We start from the raw sequence: 23,028 nt of genomic DNA, 5'->3' as shown, positions 1-23,028 counted from the left end.
AGGATAGAAAAGTGGGGGGTTGAAACCTATTGGCTTCAACCCCCCACTTTTTTTACTTAGTATCCGATAGAACCCCACTGCTCTATCACGTCATCTTTGAAGACATCTTCAGTCCTACGGCTATTGCCATTTTGTCTATTTATCGTCTCTCGCATATTCTTTGCCGCATGAACAAGTTGGTTCAATGTCTCTACGACAGATGTGCGGGCATCATCATTTAGCAACACGTGCCAACCTATATATGCACCGGTTGCAACTATTGCTGTCGATAGGAGAATAGCATTCAAACGTCTCAACTAGTCACCTTCACCTTCTTGGACTGAAGACAACATATCAACGATTCTCGCAAGATCATCTTCAGTGGTGAATTCGATCTCAATCTTATTTCTATTTCTTAGCTTCTTGACCTTAACGTTTGTATTCAATACCGTTCTGAGTTGCCTAGCAGCTCGTTTATATGAAGTTGGCGTAGGTTCTCTTGTTGTCGTTGTCTTTTGGGTGTCTTTGTCAGAAAACAATGGAGCCATATTTTCTGTCTGTCTGACAGTCAAGTTCTCCTGAACAACTTTCTCTGCCAGCCTTATTTTGCCTTCAACACCAGCAACCGCAAGAATTGCTCTTGCATGCCCAGCCGTCAGTTTACCTTCGAGCATCATTTGCTGCACTTCATCTGGCAAATCTAACAGCCTTAAAGTATTTGCAATCGCAGATCTTGATTTCGACAAAGCCTGACCGAGTTGCTCTTGAGTTAGTCCATCTTGCTCAAGTAGCTTCCTATATCCTTGTGCCTCTTCTATAGGATTCAGGTCTGAGCGCTGAAGATTCTCTATAAGAGCAAGCTTGAATACTTCTTTGTCTGTGATATCTTTGATATTGACAGGGATTTCTTTGAGTCCTGCTAGTTTCGCAGCCTGATATCTTCTTTCGCCGGCAACGATTTCATAATTCTGTCCAACTTTTCTTACAAGTATAGGTTGCAGCACTCCATTTTGCTTGATAGAGTCTGCCAGCTCCTCTAAAGCCTCTTTGTCAAATTTTTTTCTGGGCTGGTCCTTGTTAACCTTGATTTTTGAAATCGGTAAGCTCGCTTCTGGAGAGATAGCACTAATTTCTGCATCAGCGCTGCCCATCAACGATTCTAACCCCTTGCCAAGACCGCCTTTTCTAGCCACGCCTTGTCACCTCTTTTGCGAGCTTCATGTATGCAAGAGAACCCTTGCTTACATGTGCATACATAGTAATCGGAAGACCATGCGAGGGTGCCTCAGAGAGTTTTACATTCCTGGGAATTATTGTCTTAAAGACTTTCCTACCAAAGTATTTCGTTACTTCTTCGACTACCTGTTTCGACAAAGTAGTGCGTGCATCATACATGGTCATAACTACACCAAACACATCCAAGTCTGGGTTTAGTCTAGCCTTAACCATTTTCATTGATTCGAGCAGCTTGGTCACGCCCTCGAGCGCGTAAAACTCACATTGAATCGGAATTAGGAGTGAGTCTGCAGCAACAAGTGCATTTATCGTCAGCAATCCAAGGGATGGGGGGCAGTCGATAAACACGTAATCAAACTTGTTTTTGACTGGATCAAGTATGCTCTTCAAGATGCTCTCACGAGCCATTGCAGAAACCAATTCGATTTCTGCACCAGCAAGCTGTATTGTTGCCGGTATAACGAAGACATTTGGCTCTACAGTGTCTTCAATCAGCTTCTCGATTGGATAGTCCTGCAGCAGTGCATCATAAACATCGTATTCGAGCTCTTCTTTTTCTATTCCATAGCCACTTGTCGTGTTTCCCTGAGGATCCAAATCTATAACAAGACACTTCTTCTTGTTTTCTCCGAGTGCTGCAGAAAGATTTACGGCAGTCGTTGACTTTCCAACACCGCCTTTTTGGTTGATAATCGCCAATACTTTTACATCTCTGTCCGGAAATGCTCTCTTTACTTCTTCAAATCCCAAGGCTCCTCCATCCACAAATCTGTTTCACGTGAAACATTGTATCTAGTTCACACCAACATAGCTACGCATCGTTTGAAGGAACTGTCTCATGCACTGTGCTCGACAATGTTTCACGTGAAACACTACTTCAACTTCATGTACAAAGGTTCTGACTTTGCTAATCCATTCCTCCTTGGGAGTCTTACCTTTGGATCTTTTTCACGAACATATGTAAGAAGTTCCCTATGGCCAGATTCATCAGGAAGCTCAAATGTTTCACGTGAAACAAGTTTCATGCCGCAAATCTGAGCTGTCAATTTCGCGTGTTCAAATTCATCAGACGAGAGTCTGCCTTTAGAGAATACAGCCTTGCCATTTAATTTTAGAAAAGGGGTTGCATACTCTATAAGAGTAGATAGCTTGGCAACAGCTCTGGCAGTCACAAGTTCAAATGACTCACTTCTATCATTTGCAAATTCTTCTGCTCTGCTTTGGATACATTCGGTCTTGTTTCCAAGCTTGAGTTCATCTACAAAGCTTTGAAGTACCCTTACTTTCTTACCAACAGAATCAATCATTGTTACATGCATTGGAGAACATATATCTATTGGGATACCAGGGAATCCTGCTCCGGTACCAATATCAAGCAATTTCCCACTAGACTCCCTGATACTCTCATTAGCAGCGATATAGAGTAGAGAATCAAGTATATGAAGGTTGATGCCTTCGCATATAGAAGTAATTCTCGTTAGGTTGATTGACTTATTAGCTTCAATCACCAATTTTAGATGCTGCAATAGTTTACAGGCTTCAGCATCATTTATCGCTATTTCATACTGCAGTGCTCTTTGCTTAAGTACATTTTCGTATTCTATTTCGTTATCCAACATAATGAAATTCCTTCACCATGACAGAATCTCTTGTATCGGGATTTATTGTCATAAAATTTGTTCGCAGGGTTCGAGAGTATAGATTCTAACGCCTAGCTCATAGCGTCCTAGTGTTATTAGTAAGGCATCCTTCAACATGGCAAAGATTTTAGACGAAAGACTGTAGTTCATGACTTAGCAGCCATTTGAGTGTACATGCGACCTGTGGCTCACGAGCAAAAGTATCCTTGAACATCGTCAATGGCAACAAGGCTTATCTGTGTAGATTGATGTCCAGTTAGACGACGACCTACGTTCTTTAAAGTGATGCGCCTTCCATAGTCCTTAAGCACCGAAGCTGCTCTAATCAGCAATGATTTACTTCTTCCTCTGTCATCAAATCAGTACGCTAAGGCGATTCATTTCGACCCATGCGTTGACCTATGAGTGTCCGCATGCGTTACGTCGGACTTCTGAAATCCCAAAGCCAGCTAAGATCTCCCGGGATAAACCGAGGATTCATATTGGGAATCGATGCAAGCTATGCATTCTTCTAAATGGCACAATCAAACAGGTTCAAATCTATCCCCAAACTCAAACTGGCATTGATCAACATTTGTGACAACACATCCACCAAACTATTCTGCTTGTGGCTAGATGCAATCTTCAATAGTAAGTGCGTGTCTTATGAGCAACGTGCTACAGAGTTCGACATGATCATCTCACTTGTATTTGAGTCGATCGAAGTATTCGAGATTCTGGGCGCAACAGTATTCACTAACTTCAAATTGTTGAGACTGTTAGGTTCTCCATGTGGTTTGTTCCAGCCAGGTCACCTTCAGCGTCACGCTCAGCCTCTATTTTCTTTACGGGCCACAAATCAAACCTAATAGGAGTAGCCTAGCAGCAACCTCTCGGATGACTTTTGGCAGAACGTCTTCGCCAGGTTATCCCAGACACTTCTATACGCATTCGTACCCACGCTATCGATAAATACATATAGTCGTACTTCTGTAGTCGTTGCTCTCAGACACGACCATTCCCGTGATGGACGTTGATAGGCCTACATTTGAAGCGTCTACTGGTCCCAAACTCGTTCTAAAGGGGTGTACCATAACGTACTTTAGGCCATTAGCCTAAACTCCCAAGCAGTCCGTAAAACTATAAGAGCACATATTGACAGTCGATCATCAACACGCCTACGTAATCTTTTTACCTACCACTTGGAAGTCTTGCATCCACCAAATAGGCGACTAGCGTGCATCATTCCGATAGTCCCGTAAAGACAATGTAGACCCCATCTTTTCGCTTGGAGTCCTACGACATGTCGCTCACACCTTCACTTTGCATGCGAGACCCCTCTTGTGTCATTACGCTCTCATTGCTCTCTCGGCCGACAGGACAATCGATCACAGCTCCAGGAAGTCGACTTCATCGCATATCATCAGAGACGTCTTTAGACTCAGGTATCTTCCCCTGTTTCGCATTGCGCGGCAGCGAACTTAGCCAAATAAAAAAGGAGGCTGCCTTAAAGGCAGTCTCCCTGCTGACTTCAACAATATGGGCTGAATTATGCCTTCACATAGGTAACAATTACCCTTCGCTCAGGTTCGTTACCCTCGGAATGGGTGGTTACCTCTTCATCGTCGACGAGCGCAAGATGAACTATTCGACGGTCATAGGCATTCATGGGGGCCATCGCAACGCGTCCATGTTGCTTCTTCGCTCGTGCCGCGGCTGAGCGTGCCAGCTCTGCAAGCTTCTCGCGGCGGCGGCTCTTGTAGCCCTCTATATCGACAACGATGGGATAGTGGAACTTAAGCCTGTTGCTTAGGTAGGAAGATACGACCATCTGGAGGGCATCCAACGTCTTGCCGTGCCTACCGATGAGAACTGCGAGGTCTCCGCCACTGATGTCTAGGATGAGCTCGCCGTCGTCGCCGTCATACTCGTCAATAGAGATGTGCTCCTCGCCGAAGAAGCCAAGCAGCTCTCTGATGTACGTCACGGCGACGTCAGCGATCTTGTCGACTTCCTCATCGGTGAGGTCGACGTCGCTCTCGAAGTGTTCGCGAATGCTCGAGAACTCATCTTCAATCACAGGAGCCTGCATCTGCTCGCTCTCTTCAGAAGAGGCACTCTGAACGTCCTCCACGTGTTACCTCCACAAACGATAGCGCGACCCATCCTAAGGGGCCGCGCAGCTGAATCCACTAATTCTAGTTCTTCTTGTGCGGGCGCGGCTTGCGCTCCTTGCGCACGACGTCGACCTGTACACCCTGGTTCGCAAGCTTGGCTTCGGTCTCGGCCTTGACCTTGTCCATGACCCTCTGGGTGACGATCTTCTGCTGTGCGACCTGCCAAACGGCAGATGCATCGTAATAGAGAAGGACGGCACCAGGGACGGTCCAGCCAAACCAGAGCATCATCGCGGCCATGACAACACCCATGACGAGAGTCTGCTGGCGCTGCTCCTCAGGGGTGTTCTGGAGATTCATGATCATAGGGATGAAGGTGAGGATGCCAAACAGCACGTCAAAGACGATATAAACCGCCGCGACGCTTATGCCCTTATCCATTGCCTGCGCGGCAGACATGCCAAGGGACGGCATGATGTTGAGGAAGTGAGCGGACGAGGGGACCTGCTTGGCGACGGTGAAGAGCGCGAAGAAGACGGGCATCTGCAGGAGGATGGGAAGGCAGCCCCCAAGGGGGTTGAACTTGTTCTCTGCAGTAAACTTGCGAAGCTCCTCTGCCTGGCGCTCGGGATCGTCCGCGTACTTGTTCTGGATCTCCATCATCTTTGGCTGCAGCGCTTGCATTCTTGCGCTCGAGGCAGTCGACTTCGTCATGAGCGGCATGACCAGGAGTCGGATGATGATGGTGAGGATGATGACGGCAATACCCCAGTCGCCGCTGAAGTTGGCGAGCCACTGCAGTATCTGCATCAGGAAATCAATAAACCAGTCCCACATGGATTCCTCCGGTTATCAAAGCTAGGGGACAGGGTCATAGCCGCCTTTGTGAAATGGGTTGCACCGCAGGATTCTTTTAAAGGCGAGCCACGAACCTCTCAGGGCGCCGTACTTGCCAATGGCCTCGAGGGCATATTGGGAGCAAGACGGCTCGTAGATGCAAGATGGCGGGAACAGCGGGGAAAGGTACTTCTGGTAACCCCTTATCAAGACGAGAAGAACTCTCTTAACCATATGGCAAGCCCTTCTCGCCCAGCGCCGTTCTTAGCCGTTGATGCCGCAACGCTTGAGAAGGCTTCGCAGCGCCTCGGACACTTCGTCCGGGGAGCTTTCGTGCGTTGCCTTCGTTGCGAACAGGATGATTCTTGTGCCCTGGACGGGAAAGCCACACGAGCGGGCGGCCTCTCGAAGCACCCTCTTGCACCTGTTCCTATAGACCGCGTTGCCCAGTCGCTTAGGTGCGACGAAGGCGACCTTTCCCAAGTCGCCTTCGTCGCACTTTAAAACTGTAGCTCGGACGAGTCTATGGCTGACTCTCTTCCCGCCAGAAAAGACCGCTTCAAAATCTCGCTTGGATTTGATGGTCTCCATGGCGTGCCTAGACGGTAAGCCTCTTGCGGCCCTTGGCGCGACGGCGGGCGAGGACGGCGCGGCCGCCCTTGGTTGCCATGCGGGCGCGGAAGCCGTGGGTCTTTGCGCGCTTCCTCTTGTTAGGCTGATAAGTACGCTTCATTTTTAAATCCTCCCGAGGATCAACATATAGGACCAATAGCGTCAAGCTACAAGATTGTAGTGAACTGTCAGGCGAAATGTCAATTTCCCTCTGCTAGAGACCACAATTTGACCCTTGAGGCGACGCTAGGTGGGCACACACGTGTCATTCAGGCTATGTTGAATGAAATTCATTGAGCATGATTTCGGCGATACTTGAGTCTCATCTGCGGTTTTGTTGATGAATGATGCTATGATTTTTCACCCGATACGAACAACATCCGCCCAAGTTTTGAACAACGTTTCATCCCGTGTTGAAATCTTTCATTCGGATGTTATTCAGATTGAATAGTTTTCAACATGCGTAGATGAATTGTTTAAAACTAAGGAGAAAGGGACGAACATGCCGCGTGACTTCTACCCGTTTGTAGAGAACGCAGACGGCGAGAATGAGGCACAGGGGACCCCCAAAACCTCCACAGATGGCGATGAATTGAAGGTGAAATACCCCGCGCGCATCGCCGTGTACGACGACGCGGCGGCGGCGCCGCGCGTCGTGCTTGTGGAGCCGAAGGACGTGCGCTCCTATCTTGAGGAGATCACCGCGACGGTGACGAGGCTTTCCAAGGAGCAGGGCGGAACCATTCCCTTTATGGTGATCAGGGAGATTGTCGAGAACTTCATTCACGCATACTTCCTCGAGCCGACCATCAGCATCCTGGACGGCGGCGAGACGATCAAGTTCTCGGACCAGGGGCCGGGGATCAAGTCCAAGGACCTCGCACTCGAGTACGGGACGACGTCCGCGACGGAGCCCATGAAGCAGTACATCCGCGGTGTGGGGAGCGGTCTGCCGTACGTGCAGCAGTACATGACGGACCGCGGCGGGTCGCTCACCATCGAGGACAACATTTCCGGCGGAACCATAGTCACGATATCCAATGTGGTTCAGGACGACGAGCAGATGACGGACCAGCCCATGGACGCCCAGGGCTTTGCCATGGGCGGCATGCAGGGCCAGAGCCCCACGGGCATGCAGGGCCCGGCGGGCGGCGGGATGCCGGCGGCCATGCCCGGGGCCGCGGCGGCGATGCCGCAGATGCCACAGGGCGTCGGGATGCAGCAGTACGGGGCGATGCCCTATGGGCAGCCGGCCTATCCGCAGGGGGGCTTCGCGCCGGGGTGGCCGCAGTTCCAGCAGATGCCCATGCAGCAGGGCATGCCATACCAGCAGCAGGGCCAATACCAGCCATACATGCAGCCCCAACAGCCCATGCCGGCTCCGCAGCCTGCGCCCTTCTCGCTAAGCGAAAGGGACGTGAGCGTGCTTTCGTACCTCAAAGCGAACCCGACCGTGGGCCCGACGGAGCTGACGCGCGCGTTTGGCAGCTCGCAGCCCACGTGGACGCGCGAGCTGCAGAAGCTTGAGAAGGCGGGCTTCATCAGGAAGAACAAGGGTGCCCAGAAGTATGCCCTGACCGACCTTGGCAGAACGTACGCACAGCAGATATAGCGCAGCCAAATAACGTATCGAAATAACGCAGCCAAATAGCTCAGCCATAAAGCCCCAGCCCAGTGCGACGACGGGAAGGCGTTGCGCGGCCTTGGCGGAGCGGGGATGAGTGGCCGCGGTCGCCACGGGCGACATGCGGCAATAAAAACTCCGGGCGAGAAGTACTCGTCCGGCGCCGAGGGTGTGCTCGGACGGTTTTCATCATATAATGGGTGCACTTTTCAACATTGCAGAGGTAAATGGTAGGTATGACTTCATCTCAGGAATCGGATGCGATAGCGCTCTGGGAAGACGCACTGACGCTTCTTGCCGAAAGGAACGTCGCGCCCGCAACGCTGGCCATGCTCAGGAGCTGCCAAGCGGTCTCGTTTGATGGCGAGAAGCTGACAGTGTCCACGAACATGGGATTTGCGCAGCGCAAGATATCCCAGCAGACGCCCATGATTGAGGAGTGCCTGGAGCAGGCGGCCTTCCAGCCCGTGGGCTTCGAGGTCATGCTGACGCACGACTCCGTGCGTCGCCCGGTACAGACGGGCGCGGAGATGTCGCGCGAGGAGGTCGGTCGCATCAACACGACGGCCGCGGCGATGGAGCCTGCGTCGGCACCGGCGAGCGTGGCGCCCAGGACGGTGCCGACGGCGACGGGGGGCGGCCCTTCTCGCCCGGAGGCCGCGGAGCGACCGGTGAGCGACTTCCAGAACGAGGTCATCGACCCGTCCGACTCGAAGCTCACGTTTGACCGCTTTGTGTCCGGCGAGGAGAACGAGTTTGCGTTCGACGCGGCGAAGCAGGTGGCGAACGGCGGGAACAAGAGCTACAACCCACTGTTTATATATGGGAAGAGCGGACTGGGAAAGACCCACCTGCTGCGCGCGATCCAGAACTACATTGCACAGAACGACCCGTCGCGGCTGTGCGTGTACCGCACGGGCACGGAGTTTGTGGACGACTACGTGAACGCGATGAACGTGGGCGACACCCCAGCAAAGGCGGCGCTGTCTCGCAACTACCAGAACGTCGACGTGCTGATTATCGACGACATTCAGAACATGCGGCGTGCGGCGGGCACGATCAGCTTCTTCTTCGAGACGTACAACACGCTCATGTCGCACGGGAAGCAGATAGTTCTTGCGGCCGACCGATCCCCCTCGCAGCTTGGCATGGGTGACAGCAAGTTTGACGAGCGCGAGACCAGTCGCATGGACTCTGGCGTGACCGTGAGCATACAGGTACCAGACTACGAGCTGAAGCTGAAGCTCATCAACAGCTTTTACGACACCATGAAGCAGGACGCCGTGAGGGAACACATCCCCGGCATGACGGGAACGATATCCGAGACGGACCGGAAGCTCATGGCCGAGAAATCGGGCACGAACATCCGCATCATCGAGGGATTCGTGCACACCTGCCTGATAACCGCGTCGCGCAAGGAAAAGCTGGGCGAGCGACTGGACCGGGAAGACATCATAAAGATTGCGAACGCCAAGTGGCCGACTGGTCAGAAGACCATCACGGTCGAGCAGATACAGAAGGCGGTCGAGACCTACTACGACGTCTCGCATATGGACCTGGTGGGCTCGAAGCGCAACAAGGAACTGATGGAGCCAAGGCACGTGGCAGTCTGGCTCACGAGGGAGCTTACCGACAACACGTTGGCAGACATAGGAAAGAAGTTTGGCGGACGGAGCCACGCGACCGTCAAGCACAGCATCTACTGGGTCGACAAGACCCGCAAGGAGGACAGGATCTTCCAAGATAGGATCCAGACTCTGCAAGACGGGATAACCGACAACAGATAGGGTTCGAAAAGCTGGAAGAAATCCTGTAGAGAAGAGTCGAAAAGTGCGGCATCGTTGTAGACGGAGGTTTTCGACATATTGTGAGTGTTAACTGACGTAAGGAGAAATGAAGTAGCCCGAGTCGCGCTTACATTCCATTTACCTGCGGAGATTCTGACTTTTCAACTTTTCTACAAGCCTTATTATTACCACTACTTCTTTTCTATATATAAGTACCAATAACAATGGAGGGTACCGAATGAAATTCACAGTAAGCCAGTCTGCACTCATGCAAGCCCTCTCTGTGGTAGCAAAGGGAATGGCTTCGAATTCAACCCTCCCCGTGCTCTCAGGCATATATATAAAGGCGGAGGAAGGTGTCCTCGAGTTCCAGACGACGAACCTGGACATATCGATCAGGCACAGGATCGCAGCCGACGTCGAGGAGCCGGGTGCGACGGTGGCGTCCGGCAAGATCCTGACGAGCATCGTGAAGACGCTTCCCGACGCGGCCGTGATGTTCGAGGACGGCGAGAGGGTCCTGACGATCCAGTGCGACAAGTCGTCGTTCCGTCTGAACACCCTCGACCCCGCCGACTTCCCCGAGTTCCCGGAGTATGACCTCGACCGCACCGTCGAGCTGCCGAGCGACCTTCTTTCCGAGATGGTGGGGAAGGTCTACAAGGTGACCTCGAAGGACACGTCGCGCCCCATCCTTTCCGGCGTGCTCCTGACCGTCGAGGACAACACGATCAGGCTCGTGGCGACCGACTCGTACCGCCTGGCCGTGTGCGACTCGAACGTGGAGACGAGCTCCATACAGGAGGCGTTCGAGACCATCGTCCCGGGCAACACCTTCCACGACGTCCTGTCGCTCCCGTCCATGACGGAGAGGATCACGATCGGCACGACGAACAGCCAGGTCGTGTTTGCGTTTGGCGACACGACCTACGTGTCGCGCAAGATCGACGGAACCTTCCCCAACTACAAGCAGCTTTTGCCGCCCAGCTGCAACACGTCTGTCAGGATCGACGTGGCGCAGTTCTCCGCTGCGCTCAAGCGCGTCTCGGTCATCGCGCTGACGAACCCCTCCGTACGCTTTGACATCGACCCGGACGGCAAGGTCATGAAGCTTTCTGCAAGCTCGCCCGACCAGGGTGAGTCCACGGAGCTGCTGCCGGTGGAAGTCGAGGGCAACGCCATGTCCATCGCGCTGAACTACCACTACGTGTTCGATTGCGTGAACGCCGCGAACGACCAGAAGGAGATCACGCTCGAGCTCCAGAGCACCATGCAGCCGGGCATCTTCAAGTCATACTCCAAGATCAACTACCTCTATCTGCTGATGCCCGTCAGGATGTAGCCGTGGGACTGCGCGTCAAGACCCTTGGCATGCGCGACTGGCGCAACTTTGGCGAGAAGAGCATCGACTTTGCCGACGGCATGACCATCCTTGCGGGAAGGAACGCCGTCGGCAAGACGAATACCGTCGAGGCCTTGCAGATGCTTACCGCCGGAACCTCGTTCAGGAAGGCGAAGCCGTCTCAGCAGGTTCGCGAGGACTGCGCCGCCGCGAAGATATCCGCAAGACTCGAGGGCGACGGACGCGTGATAGACGTATCGTGCGAGGTGGAGGACAGGCGCCGCCGATTCTTCAGGAATGGCAAGAAGTGCTCTTCTCAGGACCTTCCCGAAACGCTCATGTCGGTTCTCTTCAACCCCGACGACCTTTCGTTTGTGAAGCGGGGCGCCTCGTACCGCCGCGACGAGCTCGACGGCTTTGGCCGGCAGGCGAATCGCGGCTATGCGAAGGTGCTCTCCGCCTACCTGCGCTCCGTGGAGCAGAGGAACCGGCTCCTGAAGGAGGACTACCCCGACCTCGCGCTCCTGGACGCATGGGACGCGTCGGTATCCCTTGGCGGGGCGACGCTGCTCGCCGCGCGGCTGAGGCTCTTCGAGAGGCTCGGGCACTATCTTCGCGACATCTATAGCGAGATCGCCTCCGGCGAGGAGCTGGACTGCCAGTACGTCTCGTCTCTTGGCGAGGACCTGAGCGGGCGCACCCGCGACGAGCTCTGCGACCTCTTTGCGAGGAAGCTGGAGGAGGGCAGGCAGGACGACCTCAGGCGCCAGCAGACGCTCGTGGGGCCCCAGCGCGACGACATCGCCTTCGCCATCGACGGCCGTGACGCCCGCGCGTATGGCTCGCAGGGGCAGCAGCGCTCGATCGTGCTGGCGTGGAAGATGGCCGAAGTGAGGCTGTCGCAGGAGGTTGTGGGCGAGCAGCCGCTGCTGCTTCTGGACGACGTCATGAGCGAGCTGGACGAAGGCCGTCGCGACGCGATGACGAGGTTCGTGCAGTCCGGCATACAGACGGTCGTGACGACGACAAACCTTGGATACTTCCCGGAAGAGCTTCTGTTGGACGCGAGAGTCGTGAGGATAGATGGGTAACCCCAGGGAAAAAGGCACGTCCAAGAACTACGGGAGGGGCTACGTCTTCGACGAGGAGCGCTTCAGGAACGACACGCCCCTCTCGTCCATACTGAGCGGTACGGTGAGCACGGACATGCGCGCGCACATGACCGAGAACCAGCGCGCCCGTGCGGCCTGGTACGGCGCGAACGGAGACATAGAGCGAAGGCACACGACGGGCGTTTTTCTCGACAAGACACCCACGAAGAAGGGGAGGGACCCCGTCCTGTGCGTGTACGTGGACTCGCACGTGAGGATGTCGGACTTCAACGCGAACAAGGAGATCTACCTTGCGCGGCTCCACGGCGTTGGCTTGCAGGTGTCTGGCGTCAAGTTCAGGCTTTCCGACGCACGGCACATGCGCAAGGCCACGGGTGAGAAGTACGAGGGCATCGGGAAGAAGCATGCCTCGGTGGCGCTGCCCGGCCTTTCGCAGGAGGAGCGCGGCCGCATCGAGGACATGACGCGCGACCTTCCCGACGGGATTCGTGCGAAGGCGGAGAGAGCCATTGAGCTCTCGTTCAGAAGAGAACTGCTAGAGAACACGAAGAATCGGACAAATCATCAGAAATAGGCTTACAAGCCCGCTGACGTGATTTTAAGATGGCGCGGCATTCCATTTTATGTTTGGCTCGAACCAAAAGAGACCCCTTGGACTAAAATCTAGGAGTCTCTTTTTATTTCAATATAGAGGGGAAACTGAGTGGCGACAGAAGAAAGCAACTACGGCGGAAGCGAGATTAAGGTCCTCAAGGGTCTCGAAGCCGTCCGCATGCGTCCCGGCATGTACATTGGCACCACGAGCGAGACCGGTCTTCACCACCTGGTGTGGGAGATCGTTGACAACTCCGTGGACGAGGCCATGGCCGGGTACTGCAACAAGATTCTTGTCACGGTCCATCCGGACAACTCCATCACCGTCGTGGACAACGGCCGCGGCATCCCCGTCGACATGCATCCCACCGAGAAGAAGCCGACCCTCGAGGTCGTGCTCACCATCCTGCACGCCGGCGGAAAGTTCGACAACAACGCATACAAGGTGTCCGGCGGCCTGCACGGCGTCGGCGTTTCCGTTGTGAACGCGCTCTCGAAGAAGCTGATTGCGCAGGTAAAGCGCGATGGCAAGATCTATGAGATGCAATTCTCGCGCGGCAAGACCATCGAGAAGATGAAGGAGATCGGCAAGTCCAAGACGACGGGCACGACCATCACCTTCTGGCCCGACGAGAAGATCTTCGAGACCACCGTCTACAACTTCGACACCCTGAAGAACCACCTACAGGAGACGGCGTTCCTGAACAAGAACCTGAAGATCGTGCTGACCGACGAGCGCGAGCTTGTTCCGCGCGTGGAGGAGTTCTGCTATGCCGGCGGCATCAACGACTTCGTCAAGTTCCTGAACGGCTGGAGCCCCGAGAAGAAGACGTACGAGAAGACCGTGCTTCCCGGCCTGTCGAAGCCCATCTACATCGAGGGCAAGACGGACGAGGACACCCCGCTCGCCAAGAAGGGCGAGGTCGAGGTCTCCATGCAGTGGAACACCGGCTACTCGGAGCACGTGATGTCGTTCGCGAACGACATCTACACCGAGGAGGGCGGCATGCACCTGGAGGGCTTCAGGACGGCCCTCACGAAGACGGTGAACGACTATGCCCGCAGCCACAAGCTGCTGAAGGAGAAGGAGGCGAACCTCACCGGTGACGACATCCGCGAGGGCCTGACGGCCGTCATATCCGTTAAGCTTCCCGACCCGCAGTTCGAGGGACAGACGAAGGCGAAGCTGGGCAGCTCGTACATGAGGACGCTCACGAACAAGATCGTTTCTCGCGGCCTTGCGGACTACCTGGAGGAGCACCCCAAGCAGGCGAAGGAGATCTTCAAGAAGGCATCGAGCGCCGCAAAGGGACGCCTTGCGGCCCAGAAGGCGCGCCAGGCAACGCGGCGAAAGAGCATCCTCGAGTCCGCGTCGCTTCCCGGCAAGCTTGCGGACTGCTCCGTGCGCGACGCGGCCATGACCGAGCTCTTCATCGTCGAGGGTGACTCGGCAGGCGGATCGGCGAAGGACGGCCGCCGCCGAGACATCCAGGCGATCCTCCCGCTTCGAGGCAAGATCCTGAACGTCGAGCGCGTGGGTGACCACAGGGCGTTCAACTCCGACACGATCCAGAGCCTCATCACGGCAATCGGTACCGGCGTCACGACGGACGCGGGCGATTTCGACATCAACAAGGCCCGCTACCACAAGATCATCATCATGACCGATGCAGACGTCGACGGCGCGCACATCCGCATCCTGCTGATGACGTTCTTCTACAAGTACATGCGTCCGCTGATCGACGCAGGCTACATCTACAGCGCCTGCCCGCCGATCTTCGGCGTGAAGGTGGGCAAGAAGATCCACTACGTGTACCCAGACGGCAAGACGGCGGAGGAGGCTCTTCTCGCCCAGGCGATCGAGCAGTACGTGCCGCGCGACGCGGAGGGCAAGCAGCGCAAGTACACCGTCCAGCGCTACAAGGGCCTGGGAGAGATGGACCCGCAGCAGCTGGCGGACACGACGATGGACCCGAAGACGCGCATCCTGCAGAGGATTGGCATCGAGGACGCCGCGCGCGCCGAGCAGGCGGTGTCGCGACTGATGGGAACCTCCGTCGAGTACCGCAGGGACTACATCGAGAAGCACGCGAAGGACGCCCGCTTCCTGGACGCGTAGCGGCGCAGACAGGCAAGCGACAGACGAAAGGCACGATAAGTGGCAGATAACAGCAACAGCAACGACGGCCTGGGACAGGGCGGCGACAACGACGTCACCCTGCCCGAGGACCTGCAGCGCCTGCTGGACAGGGCAGAGTCGGACGACTCTGACGCGCCGGTGTACGACCCGGACGCGGAGGACGAGGCCGGCATGGACGACGGTGGCTCCGACGACGAGGACGACGCCGAGGACGACGACGCAGACGAGCAGCTCCAGATGGGCGACGACAACCGTGGCGCCGGCGACGGCGTGGACGTGCATGGCGGCCGTCTGCAGTTTCACGAGTTCGGTCACGAGATGGAGCAGTCGTTCATCGAGTACTCCATGTCGGTCATCACGGCCCGTGCGCTCCCGGACGTGCGCGACGGCCTGAAGCCCGTTCACAGGCGCATCCTGTACGCCATGAACGAGGCGGGCATCTTCCCGAACAAGCCGCACAAGAAGTCGGCATGGACCGTTGGCGAAGTCATCGGCAAGTACCACCCGCACGGTGACTCTGCCGTGTACGACGCCATGGTCCGCCTGGCCCAGTGGTTCAGCATGCGCGTGCCCCTGGTGGACGGCCACGGCAACTTTGGCAACATCGACGGCGACGGCGCGGCGGCGATGCGTTACACCGAGGCGCGCCTTGCCCGGCCGGCGATGGAGCTTCTGCGCGACCTGAACAAGGACACGGTCGACTGGCAGCCGAACTACGACGAGTCGCTGCAGGAGCCCGTGGTCCTGCCCGCGCGCTTCCCGAACCTGCTGGTCAACGGCTCGCAGGGCATCGCAGTCGGCATGGCGACGAACATTCCGCCGCACAACCTGCGCGAGGCGATCAACGCCGTCTGCATGCTGATCGACAACCCGGACGCGACGGTGGACGAGCTCATGACCGTCATGCCGGGACCTGACTTCCCGACCGGCGGCCTCATCATGGGCTCCGAGGGCATCAAGCAGGCGTACGAGACCGGTCGTGGCATCATCACCATCCGCGCGAAGGCGCACGTGGAGTCCACGAAGGGCGGCCGCAACAAGCTGGTGTTCACCGAGTTCCCGTACGGTGTGAACAAGGGCACCCTGCAGGAGAAGATTGCGGCCCTGGTAAACGAGAAGCGCATCGACGGCATCACCGACATGCGCGACGAGTCGAACCGCAAGGGTCTGCGCCTTGTGCTCATGCTGAAGCAGGGCACGGTGCCCGAGGTCGTCCTGAACAACCTGTACAAGTACTCCGCGCTGCAGAGCTCCTTCGGCATCATCGACCTTGCGCTGGTCGACGGCGTGCCGAGGACGCTCACGCTGCGCGAGATGCTTCAGTACTACATCGACCACCAGGTCGACGTGGTTACCCGACGCACGAAGTTCGACCTTGCGAAGGCGCGCGCCCGCGCGCACATCCTCGAGGGCCTGCTGCTTGCGCTCGACCACATCGACGAGGTCATCACCATCATCCGTTCCAGCCGCACGGACACGGAGGCGTCCGAGAGGCTCATCAACAGGTTTGGGTTCACCAAGATCCAGACGACGGCGATCCTCGAGATGCGCCTGCGCCGCCTGACCGGCCTGGAGCGCGACAAGATCCAGGACGAGCTCGACGGCCTGCGCAAGGCCATCGAGTACTACGAGGGACTCCTTGCGGACCAGAGGAAGATCCTCGAGGTCATCAAGACCGAGATGCAGGAGATCGCCCAGAAGTTTGGCGACAAGCGTCGCACGCAGATATCTGACGCGCCCGTGGACCTCGACGTCGAGGACCTCATCGCCGAGGAGGACATGGTCGTCACCTTCACGCACGCCGGCTACGTCAAGCGCCTGCCTGTGGCGACGTACCGCTCCCAGAAGCGTGGCGGCAAGGGCGTCCAGGGCCTCTCGCTGAAGGACAACGACTTCGTCGAGGACCTGTTTGTGGCGTCCACCCACGACTATGTGCTGTTCTTCACGAACAGGGGCAAGGTGTACCGCCTGAAGGTGCACGAGCTGCCGCTGGGCAGCCGCCACGCAAGGGGCTCCGCGCTCGTGAACGTGCTGCCGCTTGAGGATGGCGAGCACCCGACGGCCGTCATCACCACGAGGGAGTTCCCCGCGGACGAGTACCTGCTGTTTGCCACGCGCGACGGCATGATCAAGAAGACCGCGATGAGCGACTACGACAAGAGCCGACGTGACGGCATCATCGCGATCAACCTTAAGAAGGGCGACGAGCTTGTCAACGTGAGGAGGGTCAAGTCCGGCGAGAAGGTCATCCTGTGCTCTGACCTGGGCAAGGCCATCCTGTTTGACGAGGCCGAGATCCGCCCGACCGGTCGCGACACCTCCGGCGTCCGCGGCATCACGCTGAAGGACGGCGCGAAGATGCTGGGCATGGAGATCACGAACGGCAACGGTGACCTGCTGGTGATCACGGACCGCGGCTATGGCAAGCGCACGCCCGTGTCCGAGTACCCCGAGCACAAGCGCGGCGGCCAGGGTGTGGCCACCATCGCGATGACCGCGAAGAAGGGCAACCTTGTGGCGTGCCGCGTCGTTGGGCCTCAGCACGAGCTGATGATCGTGTCCGAGGAGGGCGTCGTGATCCGCGTGAAGTCGAGCGACATATCGAGGCTCGGCCGCGCGACGCAGGGCGTGAAGATCATGAACCTGGGCGAGAGCGACAAGATCAGCGCCGTCGCCAGGATGGTTGCGCACAAGAAGAAGGCCGCGAAGGCGAACCCGATGCAGGGATCGCTTGACCTTGCGGCCGCCGGGGCCAAGGAGGCCGACGACGAGGATCCCGTCGACATCGGCGGCGAGGAGGAGCTGGACGACACGCTCATCGAGGACGACGAGTAGCGGGCCCGCGACCCCTGGGAAAGGCTGACGCTAGAAAGGCGCCCGGGCGAGAAGAGCTGATCTTCTCGCCCGGGCGTTTGCCATAACGGCAGGCATGTGTGTGTTGAAGCCCCTGCGACGCCCTGGTGCGCCGGGGGCAGGTACGAGGCCGGAGCTAGTGGGTGGCGTTGAAATCGTCTGGGGAGAGGCCCTCGACGAAGGCATGGAACTTCTCGAGCTCCTGCTTCTCCTCGTCCTTCTCGACCGACGCGAAATCGGGCAGGGTCGCGGCCTCGAGCACGGACTCCTCCGCAAACAGCGGCGCGTCGACGCGGACCGCAAGGGCGATGGCATCCGACGGGCGCGCGTCCACCTGAACGATGCGGCCAGAATCGGTCCGGAGCTCCACCTGGGCAAAGAACGTGGTTCCCTCGACGTCGGAAATGACGACGTGAGAGACCTGTGCGCCCAGCGCCTTGATGGTCGACGCCAAAAGATCGTGCGTCATGGGGCGGCTGCCGTGCGCGCCATCGACCCCCATGGAGATCGCGGTTGCCTCGACCGCACCGATGCGGATGGGTAGCTGCGTGAAGCTACCGTCCGCGTTGGGCTTCCTGGTCCTGAGGACGATGAGGGACGCGACGGGACCTCCGCCGACCACCACTGTCTGGATGTCCATTCTTACCAAGTGAATCCACCTCTCTTTAGCGTGGATATCTTACCCGCAATAGGAAGGGGCGCAAGCACTATTTGGCAAACACCAGATATACACTGCCGCGTTGCATTGCTCCGTCGCGCGGCCGCGCTTCCGGACAGAACGAACGAAATGTGGAGGAAAAGAGAAGGGAAAGAAATTTGGGATTGCGGTTGACCTAGGTACCGATGCTGAGTAATATTACTTCTCGCGTTGGGCCCGTAGCTCAGTTGGTCAGAGCGTCCGGCTGATAACCGGGAGGTCACAAGTTCGAACCTTGTCGGGCCCACCACTTTTTCTTGAGAATAATCGCCCCAGCGCTAGCCGAGTCGCCGCTGGGGCGATTATTATCGGGGACGTAGCTCAGCTGGGAGAGCGCGGGCTTTGCAAGCCTGAGGTCGTGGGTTCGATCCCCATCGTCTCCACCATGTTTATGATGCCGCGGGTACGTCCCCGCGGTTTTTTATTAGACGCGCAACGACATTCCTACATTGGCGGACCTCCTTTTTGTTGTGATGTGGCGGCTCTTCTACAGCGTGCGACGATCACCTCCCAAGAGTCCGGCATGCCCGGCGGCAAGCGGGACGCCGCCCCTTATGGGGTCCCCGCCGCGAAGCTGACAGCGGCCCGGCCTGTTGGCCGGACCATGACGTGTTGGCTCCTCGGCCTTTGTGACCTCGGTGTTCTGACGCGGTGCGCGTGCGACCATGTGGTTCACCTTCCTATGAGGGCCTTCGTGGACGGAAAGCGTAGCAAACGGCGCCTGCAGATGGCTCGCACGCGTCTTGCAGTTACCTTCTTGCAGGTCAGGGGTACCGCGACGGGCTGGAATTGCGTACATGGTAAGGAGATGCCTGCTAGTCTTGGCCCCATGTCCTTCTCGCCCGCGGCCATGCGCGTTGCTTTGCGGCTTGTGCGGAAGGAATTGTGCCCGCACTCCCCGCGTTGGGCAAGCTGTGTTAGAATGCTCAAACAGACGCGGGCATCGCCAAGTGGTAAGGCAATGGCTTCCCAAGCCATCATCCGCGGGTTCGAATCCCGTTGCCCGCTCCATGGATGTCAGACGGGCCCTTCGGGGCCCGTATTTGTTTGTGGTCCGGCGGCCGGCTGGCCGGGACCTTACGGGCGTCTTCCGTTGACGCCGCAAAGCCACAAGAGAAGAGGTGCGAACGTGAGCAAGGGAATGACCCGCGAGGAGTGCACGCTGGCCATAGAGGGCCTGAGCGGCCAGATTGACAAGTACGCGGAGCTGCTTGTGCGCAAGGGCCTTTGCGTGCGAGAAGGACAGGAGGTCGTGGTCCAGGCCCCCGTGGAGTGCGCTGACTTTGCCAGGCGCGTGGTGCGCCTGGCCTATCGCGAGGGCGCCGGTCACGTGACCGTGATCTGGGGCGATGACGCGATGGCGCGGCTGGAGTATGAGAACGTGCCGCTGGAGCACTTTCGCCACACGCCCACGTGGAAGGTGGAGCAGCTGAACTCGCTTGCCGAGGCGGGCGCGTGCTTCCTGTTCATAGAGGGCAGCGACCCATCCGCGCTGGACGGCATCGACCCCGCGAAGCCCGCCGCGGCGGCGCACGCGCGCAACACGGAGTGCCTCTCGTTCAGAAACGGTATGGACTTTGGCAAGAACGTCTGGTGCATCGCCGGCGCGCCCGTGGAGGCCTGGGCGCGGAAGGTCTTTCCCGACTGCGCCCCCTACGAGGCGGTCTATCGCCTGTGGCTTGCGATCCTGAAGGTCGCGCGCGCCGACGGCCTTGACCCGCAGCTTGACTGGGAGACCCACAACGCCGCGTTCGAGAAGAACAAGGGTTTCCTGAACGACATGGCCTTCGATCGTCTGCACTACACCTCGAAGAACGGCACCGACCTCACGGTTGGCCTGAACGCGAAAGGCATCTGGGAGGGTGGCGCCGGCCGCACCGTGGACGGCACCGTGTTCTTCCCGAACATCCCGACGGAGGAGGTTTTCACCACGCCGGCACGCACGCGCGTGGACGGCATCGTGTACTCCGCGATGCCCCTGGTGCACGCCGGGCAGATCGTGGACGACTTCTGGCTGAGGTTCGAGGGCGGCAGGGTCGTGGAGTACGACGCCGCGCGCGGGCGAGAAGTGCTGCGCCACATTATAGAGACCGACGAGAACGCCGCGTACCTTGGCGAGTGCGCGCTCATATCGAAGCGCACGCCGATAAGGCAGTCCGGCCTGCTGTTTTTTGACACCCTGTACGACGAGAACGCCAGCTGTCACCTTGCGCTGGGAACGGGCTTCCCGGAGTGCCTGGAGGGCGGCCTGGACATGGACAAGGACGCCCTGCTCGCGAGCGGCGTGAACCAGTCCGCCACGCACGTGGACTTCATGATTGGCTCCGATGACCTCAACGTCACGGGCGTGAAGGCGTCCGGCGAGGAGGTCCCCGTGTTTCGCAACGGCGCGTGGGCCTGGGAGAGCGAATAGCTGCCCGACGTGATATCATTTTCCGTACGCACACATGAGGGTCGTTAGCTCAGTTGGTAGAGCAGGGGACTTTTAATCCCAAGGTCGTGGGTTCGAGACCCACACGACCCACCACTAAAAACAAGCCCCGCACCTGCGAAAACGCGGTGTGGGGCTCTTTTTGTGCCTAGCATACGGCAGCGGCCTTACAGCCGCCTATCAGGCACTTCTCGCCTAGGCGGGCCCCTGTTTCTCTACGGCGTCATGGCGTGAACTTCTTGATGCAATGGTTTGAATAGCGATGTCATGACAGCTTGTGAGGTGCGGCATCGGGCGCCCACAGGGGTCATTGGCGGTGCCGCGGGCACGTTTTTGCACGTATCTTGCACCGTGGCCACGTGCGTGACAATCGTTATGGAGTTGTGTTGACATTGTTACGAACGTGTCTCGAACCAAGATTCTGGGTTGTGTGGCCCGATTTTGCCGCTAAAGTCTTTCACCAACGCAGGAAGCGCTGCAATGGATGCAGCACAACGCATGAAGGAGGGGTTTTATATGGCATTCACGCTCAACATGATCAACTCCCTCCGACGCCAGGATCGACGTTCCACGCTGCGACGCCAGCGCGCGCTCACTTCGGTCCTCGAGGCATAGTTCAACAAGCCTAAAACTGGACAGTGTAGACGCCTGGCAGAGCCGGGCGCCTTTTTTGTACCTACGCAACGGTGCAAACAACCGGGGCATGGCCCCGTGGTCATAGCTATCGAAAATTTGGCACATCACACGGACAATCGCACATAGGAAGCAGGGGTGTTTAAGATGGCAGCAGAGAAGAACAAGGAAAAGGTCGTCCTGGCGTATTCGGGTGGTCTGGATACCTCCGTCATGGTGAAGTGGCTGCAGCTCGAGAAGAACCTCGACGTCGTCGCGATTTGCGGCAACGTTGGCCAGGACGCGCAGGACCTCACCTGGATCGAGAAGAAGGCCCTGGGCATGGGCGCCGTGTACTCCAAGGCGCTTGACATGCGCTCGGAGTACGCCGAGGACTTCCTGACGAAGGCCATCGCCGCAAACGGCATGTACGAGGACACGTATCCGCTGCTATCCGCCCTGTCTCGTCCCCTGATCGTGAAGCACCTGGTGGACATCGCGCACGAGACCGGCGCGTCCTACATCTGTCACGGCTGCACCGGCAAGGGCAACGACCAGGTGCGCTTCGAGTCCAGCATCCACGCGCTCGACCCCGAGCTGAAGATCCTGGCGCCCGTGCGCGAGTGGGACCTTCACACCCGCGAGGACGAGATGGAGTGGGCGAAGCAGCACGGCGTGCCCGTTCCCACCACCGCGGCGAAGCCGTACTCCCTGGACGAGAACCTGTGGGGCCGCGCGATCGAGTGCGGCGCCCTTGAGGACCCGTGGAAGGAGGCTCCGGCGGACATCTACACGCTGACCGCCGACCCGATGAGCGCCCCGGACGAGCCCGAGGAGGTCGTCCTTGGATTCGAGCAGGGCAAGCCGGTCTCGCTCAACGGCAAGAAGATGGACCTGCTGAGCCTGATCATCAGCATGAACAAGATCGCGGGCAAGCACGGCTACGGCCGCCTGGACATGATCGAGGACCGCGTCGTGGGCATCAAGAGCCACGAGGTGTACGAGTGCCCCGGCTCCCTTGCGATCATCAACATGCACAAGGCGCTCGAGACCATGTGCTTGGACGGCGCGACCCTGCAGTACAAGCACATGATCGACCAGCAGTGGGCGACCACCGTCTACAACGGGCTTTGGTACTCCCAGCTCAAGCAGGCCCTGGACGCGTTCTGCGCGGACACCCAGAAGTTCGTGACCGGCCAGGTCAAGGCTAAGTTCTACAAGGGCAGCATGACTGTGACCGGCCGCAAGAGCGCGTACTCGCTGTACGACTACAGCCTGGCGACGTATGGTGAGGGTGACACCTTTGACCGCAGCGCCTCCAAGGGCTTCATCGAGCTGCACACGCTCGCCGCGACCACGTGGTCCAAGACGCAGGGACCCGCCGCGGAGTACGAGCTGCAGAAGCAGAGCGAGAACGTCCACGTGGCGTAGGGTCG

General features: G+C 57.7%; 18 protein-coding genes and 4 tRNA genes. 13 read left to right on the top strand and 9 right to left on the bottom strand.

What is annotated here, in order from left to right; translation table 11 throughout:
• Positions 1 to 296 precede the first annotated feature (296 nt).
• The 8 genes from ACTQWE_RS00405 to rpmH form a co-directional block, all read right to left on the bottom strand.
• A complete protein-coding gene (locus tag ACTQWE_RS00405) occupies positions 297 to 1,172 on the bottom strand; it encodes a ParB/RepB/Spo0J family partition protein (RefSeq protein WP_441855011.1) in 876 nt (291 codons plus the stop codon).
• On the bottom strand, positions 1,165 to 1,965 hold the full coding sequence (locus ACTQWE_RS00400; RefSeq protein ID WP_441855010.1) for a ParA family protein: 801 nt from the start codon (positions 1,963 to 1,965) through the stop codon (positions 1,165 to 1,167). The genes ACTQWE_RS00405 and ACTQWE_RS00400 overlap by 8 nt, the downstream gene beginning before the upstream one ends.
• Positions 1,966 to 2,087: 122 nt before the next feature.
• Positions 2,088 to 2,834, bottom strand: a complete 747-nt coding sequence (rsmG, locus tag ACTQWE_RS00395) for a 16S rRNA (guanine(527)-N(7))-methyltransferase RsmG (RefSeq protein ID WP_441855008.1) — start codon at positions 2,832 to 2,834, stop codon at positions 2,088 to 2,090.
• 1,549 nt (positions 2,835 to 4,383) lie between these two features.
• A complete protein-coding gene (locus ACTQWE_RS00390; protein WP_441855144.1) occupies positions 4,384 to 4,926 on the bottom strand; it encodes a Jag family protein in 543 nt (180 codons plus the stop codon).
• A 106-nt stretch (positions 4,927 to 5,032) separates the two neighbouring features.
• Positions 5,033 to 5,788 (bottom strand): YidC/Oxa1 family membrane protein insertase, encoded by a 756-nt coding sequence (locus tag ACTQWE_RS00385; protein ID WP_170103819.1) that lies wholly within the window; start codon positions 5,786 to 5,788, stop codon positions 5,033 to 5,035.
• 21 nt (positions 5,789 to 5,809) lie between these two features.
• Entirely contained in the window at positions 5,810 to 6,022 is a 213-nt protein-coding gene (gene yidD / locus ACTQWE_RS00380) for a membrane protein insertion efficiency factor YidD (protein ID WP_170103818.1), read from the bottom strand.
• Between the two features lie 30 nt (positions 6,023 to 6,052).
• On the bottom strand, positions 6,053 to 6,379 hold the full coding sequence (gene rnpA / locus ACTQWE_RS00375) for a ribonuclease P protein component (RefSeq protein ID WP_441855006.1): 327 nt from the start codon (positions 6,377 to 6,379) through the stop codon (positions 6,053 to 6,055).
• Between the two features lie 7 nt (positions 6,380 to 6,386).
• Positions 6,387 to 6,521 (bottom strand): 50S ribosomal protein L34, encoded by a 135-nt coding sequence (gene rpmH / locus ACTQWE_RS00370; protein WP_019127408.1) that lies wholly within the window; start codon positions 6,519 to 6,521, stop codon positions 6,387 to 6,389.
• A gap of 477 nt (positions 6,522 to 6,998) precedes the next feature.
• On the opposite strand from rpmH, the gene ACTQWE_RS00365 reads away from it, so the two are divergent.
• The 7 genes from ACTQWE_RS00365 (at position 6,999) to gyrA (ending at position 17,834) form a co-directional block, all read left to right on the top strand.
• The gene (locus ACTQWE_RS00365) at positions 6,999 to 8,012 is read left to right on the top strand and encodes an ATP-binding protein (protein ID WP_441921193.1); all 1,014 of its coding nucleotides are present in this window, start codon (positions 6,999 to 7,001) and stop codon (positions 8,010 to 8,012) included.
• Positions 8,013 to 8,260: 248 nt separating this feature from the next.
• Positions 8,261 to 9,811, top strand: coding sequence for a DnaA ATPase domain-containing protein (locus tag ACTQWE_RS00360; RefSeq protein WP_441855002.1), 1,551 nt, complete (start codon positions 8,261 to 8,263; stop codon positions 9,809 to 9,811).
• 238 nt (positions 9,812 to 10,049) lie between these two features.
• The gene (dnaN, locus tag ACTQWE_RS00355) at positions 10,050 to 11,153 is read left to right on the top strand and encodes a DNA polymerase III subunit beta (protein WP_441855000.1); all 1,104 of its coding nucleotides are present in this window, start codon (positions 10,050 to 10,052) and stop codon (positions 11,151 to 11,153) included.
• 2 nt (positions 11,154 to 11,155) lie between these two features.
• Positions 11,156 to 12,244 carry a DNA replication/repair protein RecF gene (gene recF / locus ACTQWE_RS00350; protein WP_441854998.1) on the top strand — a complete coding sequence of 363 codons (1,089 nt, stop codon included), beginning with the start codon at positions 11,156 to 11,158 and terminating at the stop codon, positions 12,242 to 12,244.
• A complete protein-coding gene (locus tag ACTQWE_RS00345) occupies positions 12,237 to 12,839 on the top strand; it encodes a hypothetical protein (RefSeq protein WP_441854996.1) in 603 nt (200 codons plus the stop codon). The genes recF and ACTQWE_RS00345 overlap by 8 nt, the downstream gene beginning before the upstream one ends.
• 129 nt (positions 12,840 to 12,968) lie before the next feature.
• A complete protein-coding gene (gene gyrB / locus ACTQWE_RS00340) occupies positions 12,969 to 14,978 on the top strand; it encodes a DNA topoisomerase (ATP-hydrolyzing) subunit B (RefSeq protein ID WP_441854995.1) in 2,010 nt (669 codons plus the stop codon).
• 39 nt (positions 14,979 to 15,017) lie between these two features.
• On the top strand, positions 15,018 to 17,834 hold the full coding sequence (gyrA, locus tag ACTQWE_RS00335) for a DNA gyrase subunit A (protein ID WP_441854994.1): 2,817 nt from the start codon (positions 15,018 to 15,020) through the stop codon (positions 17,832 to 17,834).
• A gap of 154 nt (positions 17,835 to 17,988) precedes the next feature.
• On the opposite strand, the gene ACTQWE_RS00330 is transcribed toward gyrA, so the two are convergent.
• Entirely contained in the window at positions 17,989 to 18,492 is a 504-nt protein-coding gene (locus ACTQWE_RS00330) for a bifunctional nuclease family protein (protein ID WP_441855142.1), read from the bottom strand.
• A gap of 230 nt (positions 18,493 to 18,722) precedes the next feature.
• Between ACTQWE_RS00330 and ACTQWE_RS00325 the strand changes: the two genes are divergently transcribed.
• The 6 genes from ACTQWE_RS00325 (at position 18,723) to ACTQWE_RS00300 (ending at position 23,023) form a co-directional block, all read left to right on the top strand.
• Positions 18,723 to 18,799: transfer RNA gene (locus ACTQWE_RS00325), tRNA-Ile, on the top strand.
• A 60-nt stretch (positions 18,800 to 18,859) separates the two neighbouring features.
• Positions 18,860 to 18,935 (top strand) — tRNA-Ala (locus ACTQWE_RS00320).
• 550 nt (positions 18,936 to 19,485) lie between these two features.
• A tRNA-Gly gene (locus tag ACTQWE_RS00315) sits at positions 19,486 to 19,560 on the top strand.
• Positions 19,561 to 19,678: 118 nt separating this feature from the next.
• Entirely contained in the window at positions 19,679 to 20,962 is a 1,284-nt protein-coding gene (locus ACTQWE_RS00310; RefSeq protein WP_441854992.1) for an aminopeptidase, read from the top strand.
• A gap of 38 nt (positions 20,963 to 21,000) precedes the next feature.
• Positions 21,001 to 21,076: transfer RNA gene (locus ACTQWE_RS00305), tRNA-Lys, on the top strand.
• A gap of 684 nt (positions 21,077 to 21,760) precedes the next feature.
• The gene (locus ACTQWE_RS00300) at positions 21,761 to 23,023 is read left to right on the top strand and encodes an argininosuccinate synthase (protein WP_320785937.1); all 1,263 of its coding nucleotides are present in this window, start codon (positions 21,761 to 21,763) and stop codon (positions 23,021 to 23,023) included.
• Positions 23,024 to 23,028 lie beyond the last annotated feature (5 nt).

It is taken from the genome of Parafannyhessea sp. LCP19S3_B1 (genome assembly GCF_052121955.1).
Taxonomy (GTDB): domain Bacteria; phylum Actinomycetota; class Coriobacteriia; order Coriobacteriales; family Atopobiaceae; genus Parafannyhessea.
Note: the sequence above shows the minus strand (reverse complement) of the source record. Positions and strands in the feature narration are given on the sequence as shown.